The following is a 3,353-nucleotide window of genomic DNA, read 5'->3' as shown; positions in this document are numbered from 1 at the left end:
GTAGGCGATTTTGTAGGGTGGTTACCCCTAATTGGGTAATTAGTTTTTGAGAACTGATCTGAGTCAATTTTTTTCACACTCTGAAATATTATACTCAGTCCTGAAAGCAATTTACTAAGTCTGTCATTGTTTAAGCTGTTGAGAAAAAACAAAAACACAAAGCTGCAAACTTAATAAAGAGTTTTTAACATTTTTCTATTTTTAGGAGATCCATTATGCCTGTAACTAATTTAGCTGAACTTGATGCTCTAGTAGCGCGCGTTAAAGCGGCTCAAGCAGAATTCTCTACTTACTCTCAAGAGCAAGTAGATAAAATTTTCCGCGCAGCATCATTAGCAGCTAACCAAGCTCGTATCCCTCTAGCGCAACAAGCGGTAGCGGAATCAGGCATGGGTATTGTTGAGGATAAAGTAATCAAGAACCACTTTGCGTCTGAGTTCATCTACAACAAATACAAAGACGAAAAAACGTGTGGCATTCTTGAAGAAGATAAAAACCTAGGCACGATGACTATCGCTGAGCCTGTAGGCATCATCTGCGGTATCGTTCCAACCACTAACCCTACTTCTACTGCAATCTTCAAATCTCTCATCTCTTTGAAGACTCGTAACGGTATCATCTTCTCGCCACACCCACGTGCGAAAAATTCAACTAACGATGCAGCTAAACTCGTGTTAGATGCAGCAGTTGCAGCTGGCGCGCCAAAAGATATCATCGGCTGGATTGATCAACCTTCAGTTGAGCTATCTAACGCGCTAATGAAGCACGAAGGTATTGCACTTATCCTTGCAACAGGTGGTCCTGGCATGGTGAAAGCAGCTTACTCGTCAGGTAAACCAGCAATCGGTGTAGGTGCAGGTAACGTTCCAGTTGTAATCGACGAAACGGCAGACATCAAACGTGCAGTTGCTTCTGTTCTTATGTCTAAAACATTCGATAACGGTGTGGTATGTGCTTCTGAGCAAGCGGTTATCGTTATGGACGAAGTGTATGACGAAGTAAAAGAACGTTTCGCGAGCCATAAAGCGCATGTTTTAAGTAAAGCAGACGCAGACAAAGTACGTAAGGTACTGCTTATCGATGGCGCACTAAACGCGAAAATCGTAGGCCAACCAGCAACAGCCATCGCTGAAATGGCGGGCGTTAAAGTTCCAGCAGATACTAAAATCCTTGTCGGTGAAGGTATTGGCGAAGTTTCTTATGACGATGAATTCGCACATGAAAAACTTTCTCCAACACTTGGCATGTTCCGCGCGACTTCTTTCGAGAACGCGGTAGAACAAGCCGTAAGAATGGTAGAAATCGGCGGTATCGGCCACACTTCTGGTCTATACACTAACCAAGACGTTAATGCAGACCGTATCCGTTACTTTGGTGACAAAATGAAGACGGCGCGTATTCTTGTAAACATCCCAACCACTCATGGTGGTATCGGTGACCTTTACAACTTTAACGTTGCACCATCTCTAACGCTAGGTTGTGGTTCTTGGGGTGGTAACTCGATTTCTGAGAACGTAGGTCCTAAGCACCTAATCAACAAGAAAACTGTTGCGAAGCGAGCTGAAAACATGTTGTGGCATAAACTACCTAAGTCAATTTACTTCCGTCGTGGTAGCCTTCCAATCGCTATGAGCGATCTTGAAGGCAAAAAACGCGCATTCCTAGTTACTGACCGTTTCCTATTCAACAACGGTTATGCAGACGACGTAGTGACTCTGCTGAAGTCAAACGGTATGGAAGTTCAAACATTCTTTGATGTAGAAGCTGATCCAACTCTATCTGTCGTAGAGAAAGGCGCTGAAGCAATGAAGAGTTTCCAACCAGACGTGATTCTAGCACTTGGTGGTGGTTCACCAATGGATGCGGCGAAGATCATGTGGGTTATGTATGAGCACCCAGAAACTCACTTTGAAGAGCTTGCAATGCGCTTTATGGATATCCGTAAACGTATCTACAAGTTCCCTAAAATGGGTCAAAAAGCAGAATTGGTTTGTATCACGACTACTTCAGGTACCGGTTCAGAAGTCACACCATTTGCCGTTGTAACAGACGACAAAACAGGTGCTAAATACCCACTAGCGGATTATGAGCTAACACCTAACATGGCTATCGTTGATGCGAACCTTGTGATGAATATGCCTAAGTCTCTAACGGCATTTGGTGGTTACGATGCTGTGACTCACGCTCTTGAAGCCTATGTATCTGTTCTTGCGAACGAATACTCTGATGGTCAAGCTCTACAAGCACTTAAGATGCTGAAAGAGTACCTACCATCAAGCTACAAAAATGGCGCAGCAGACCCAATTGCTCGTGAAAAAGTGCACAATGCAGCGACTATCGCAGGTATCGCTTTTGCTAACGCGTTCCTAGGTGTATGTCACTCTATGGCGCACAAGATCGGTGCTGAGTTCCATATCCCGCACGGTCTTGCTAACGCATTGCTTATCTCTAACGTTGTGCGCTACAACGCGAATGATAACCCAACCAAACAAACTGCGTTCTCTCAATACGACCGTCCACAAGCACGCCGTCGTTACGCTGAAGTGGCTGACCACCTAGGCTTGAGCAAAGCGGGCGACCGTACTGCTCAGAAAATTGAACGTCTACTGACTTGGTTGGAAGAGCTGAAGAAAGATCTCGACATCCCGCTATCTATTCAAGCGGCTGGCGTGAATGAAGCGGATTTCCTCGCTAAAGTTGACGTGCTGTCAGTTGAAGCGTTTGATGACCAATGTACTGGTGCAAACCCACGCTACCCACTGATTTCTGAGCTAAAAGAAGTACTTATTTCCGCTTACTATGGTACAGCGTTTGTTGAAGGTGAAACTTTCGAAGGCACTACCGTTATCAAGAAAAAAGATGACCAAAAACCAGCTAAGAAAAAGTAAGCTGAGTTGTTGAGAGATTTTCGCTAGCACGAAACGATCTCTATCGGGAAAAGATGAAGCCTCACCGTCTGGTGGGGCTTTTTTTGTATCGAGAAAACCCCCAGCTAGGCTGGGGGTTCCGTAAAGCTTACAGCTATAAGTCAGTTATATAACCCCTTTCAATTTGATAAAAACGTCTTGTGGTCTGGCAACTGCAAGAGTTAATTAAGAATTGAAAGGGGGTCCCAATGGGGGACGAAAAGAGCTTAGCGCACACGCGATGGAATTGTAAATATCATGTAGTTTTTGCACCTAAGTACCGAAGGCCTGTGTTCTACCAGACTTCGCCGGGATATCATCCAAATGCTTACCAACGAGCAAGTGGGTAGCGTATATTCTCGATTTTTGGTGCTTTCAGCGATGTTCTGTTTAACAGGTTTTGTAGCGAAACTTGGCCATTAGTCTAAGTATTTAAGTGAACTTAGC

General features: G+C 44.4%; 1 protein-coding gene and 1 pseudogene. Both read left to right on the top strand.

Annotation, left to right across the window (positions count from 1 at the left end):
- Positions 1-215: 215 nt before the first annotated feature.
- Positions 216-2,888, top strand: a complete 2,673-nt coding sequence (gene adhE / locus AACT18_RS17635) for a bifunctional acetaldehyde-CoA/alcohol dehydrogenase (RefSeq protein WP_010318852.1) — start codon at positions 216-218, stop codon at positions 2,886-2,888.
- 227 nt (positions 2,889-3,115) lie between these two features.
- Positions 3,116-3,208 (top strand): annotated as a pseudogene (locus tag AACT18_RS17630) (transposase); the annotation flags it as partial.
- Between the last annotated feature and the right edge of the window lie 145 nt (positions 3,209-3,353).

Origin of the sequence: Vibrio sp. V04_P4A5T148, from assembly GCF_963875605.1 — a bacterium.
Taxonomy (GTDB): Bacteria; Pseudomonadota; Gammaproteobacteria; order Enterobacterales; family Vibrionaceae; genus Vibrio; species Vibrio anguillarum.
Note: the sequence above shows the minus strand (reverse complement) of the source record. Positions and strands in the feature narration are given on the sequence as shown.

What these genes read in the sequence shown, in the direction of transcription:
- adhE (WP_010318852.1), top strand. Translation starts at nt 216, where the DNA reads ATGCCTGTAACTAATTTAGCTGAACTTGATGCTCTAGTAGCGCGCGTT.